2 protein-coding genes are annotated in these 2,950 nt (G+C 37.2%); both read right to left on the reverse strand.

The window, feature by feature from the left end; all coding sequences use genetic code 11:
- A partial coding sequence (locus tag B2X72_RS14735) for a S41 family peptidase (protein WP_286850248.1) occupies positions 1-1,476 on the reverse strand: 1,476 nt, incomplete at its 3' end.
- A gap of 15 nt (positions 1,477-1,491) precedes the next feature.
- A partial coding sequence (locus tag B2X72_RS14740; protein ID WP_286850251.1) for a thiol-activated cytolysin family protein occupies positions 1,492-2,950 on the reverse strand: 1,459 nt, incomplete at its 5' end.

A 2,950-nucleotide genomic window follows, 5' to 3' on the forward strand; every position in this document is an offset into this window, starting at 1 on the left:
ATTAAAATAAAATGAAAATCTATTCTTCCTAATTTCACTACTAGCTTTTAGTGCAATTGTTTTCTTTTCTAATCCTAGAATCCAAGCAATAGCTGGGTCATCTTGTACCCCAAAGTCGGTATCTGTATCGTCATTTAGGGTGACATCAGCTTTGATACCTTTGAAATAGTTACTTTCCCTATTGGCATTTTTGAGTTCGTACATCCCTAAATACAGATCAAACTGACCCACTGGAATTCCAAATGATCCAACTGGCTTACCGTAAGTATATACAGCAGAAAGGTTATCCTCCGATACGCCTATGACCTGAATATCCATATACGGTTTTAGAATATTGATCAGTAGCTCACTTGCAGATGCAGTTCTGTTGCTCACTATAAAGTAAATTTTTTTTAAATCCGTCAACCCGTCATCTTTATGAAAATATGTTGTATTGGCTTCTACGCTATAATCAATATCATAAAGGCTTATCTCTTTACCATTAATGATAACAGGCCGATTATATTCATCATACAATTTGTAGTTTTCTAATACTTTTGAATTCCCATCCTGCATTTGCCTGTTATAATGTTCTGTATACATAATCTTTGCATCTGCATTATTTGGTGCAACCAGATTCGCAATAAAATCAGCTGTAATCTGATAACCCCCTTGGTTGTACCGAAGATCAATGATGAGTTCATTAATTTTTTCTTGTGTAAAAGAAAGAAAAATTGGAGTGAGATATTTTTGCGCATTTTGAATTGGGGTGAAACTATTTAATGCAAAATAGCCGATTTTCCTCTCTCCATTTCTCAATATATTTCGCTTTACCACCGGATTTATCTCATATGAAGCCGCATTTAAACGCACTTCCCGCTTTTTAATGCCATCCTCTATCACTTCTAACTTTATGAACGACATGGAAAGTGACTTTTTCCATTGCTCTAGAAACGAATCTTCTGTTAGCACATTTTTCCCATTTATGGATAAAATTTGTGTACCTCGCCTAAGCCCGGCTTTGCCTGCAGGTGAATTGGGGTCAACATATAATAAACGGAGACTATTATTTCTAACTACAACAGAAAGACCGAACGTATTACTCACATTATAAACACTTTGAGATTCTTTTTCTTGGAATTCCCTAAATACAATACCGGAATACTTGGGTCTACTCAGATCTAATGGATTCTTTTCGTAGAGTTCTCCTGTTTCCCCGCTTTTCGCATATTGTGTAATTTCAAATATTTCATTCTCGTAACACCGAAACTCACTCAACCCATCATTATAAAACCGCCAGGGGTTGAAACGATCAACCGATGGAAGTTGATCGTTCCATAAATATACTCCCTGCGCAAGAAGAAAAACAGAGTCCAGATTTTCACTTATTCTCTGTTGTTCTTTAGACTTTTCAGGAATACCTTCATTCTTTTTATCGCAAGATTGCATTAAAAAGATGACCGACAAAATGACAACTCCAAGATTCGTTTGTTTCATTTTGATTTCAAAATTCTAATTAGGATATGCCTCACCTTTCCTCTGTGCCTTGTAATGGTCGATTACTCGTGGAAGAATACGATAATTCTCGCTTGCAACCATATCAAAGTGACAATAATCTCTAGATATCGTCGCGTCTGATCCATAACGGACATAATAGAATACCTTTTTATTTTCAATCAATTGATTTGGTATCGGATACTTCCAAGTTACACTTTCTGTTCGTTTCCCGTCATTCCAAGAACCGACCCAATTAAAAGTACTTAATGAACCATAATCCCGTTCATATTTATAGTCAATAAAGATCGGAGCATCTTTATATTCTATTGTTGCAGCTGGATCTTCATAAAAACTCATGTAGATATCTGAATAAGTAAATTTTGGATTTGAGGATGAGTTAGCCTCCCATTGGCTATTTTTGTATTCAATTCGGACATAAGGTTTTTCAAAAGGCCCATAATTAATCTGGAAAGGAGCTTCGACCAATCCGTTTCCACTATTCAAGTAAGAAAGTTGAAAGGCAATAGGTACTCCCGGACTTGCCTTAGAATACGTTGTATTTGCACTCAATACCTGAATAAAACCATTTAATCCTGCAACAGCTACGGCGGGTGAAGTATCTGTTCCTATCCCTGTATATTTAACTTTTATAGTAGCTGAATTTATAATATCTTTCTCTTCATTAGTTAATGCGGTACCGATACCAATCAGATTTTTTAATATTCCGAGCTGCTTATAAACAGCATTATACAATTTAGTCGAACTATAGTTAGATTCTATTACCATAATCCCCATTCGACCATAGGTCACACTTTTTACATAGACCGGAGTTACCCCTCCAGTAATAGCTTGCATATCCAAACCCGTAGGATCAAATAGTTGAGTATTATTTTGCGGCACATCCATGTCAATTGTAAAATTATGCTGGAAAAATTTAATCTTGATTGCCGATGTGGAAGCAATCAAGTGATTCTCTCCCTGCTGAGTGGTATTGGTGTTAATCAAAAATGCATCTAACCCTTTATTGAATCCATAAATCGTTTTCAATTCCTCATATACACGAAATGTATCCATCTCCACGATCAAAGAAGCAGCACCTACTTCACCGGGATTAGTATTTTCCAAATCCGTCAGAGCGGCATTGTATAATGCAGCTTGAGAAGTCGGACGGGGAAGACTGGTTCGAGCAACCGCGGAACCAGAGACAGGCATGGAAGTAGATATGGTAATCGGACGAATATTATTGGAAATACCTGTCAACATTTGAGGCGAAAAAACACCTTCTATGCTCTGGCCCTTTAATATTGCGCCGGGATAAATATTGAGTCCCATAGACTGGTCGGTAATAGTAAACATCTGTGATTTATATTTCTGATAAAAATAGAGCATATCAGGCTCACGAGGCGGAGCGTTGAGTGGGGGGTCGGTTGTTCCCGGCCCATCTTTATAAGCTCCTGCTTTCGGTTTAACTGGA

It is taken from the genome of Sphingobacterium sp. UBA7253, from assembly GCF_002472745.1.
Lineage (GTDB): Bacteria > Bacteroidota > Bacteroidia > Sphingobacteriales > Sphingobacteriaceae > Sphingobacterium > Sphingobacterium siyangense.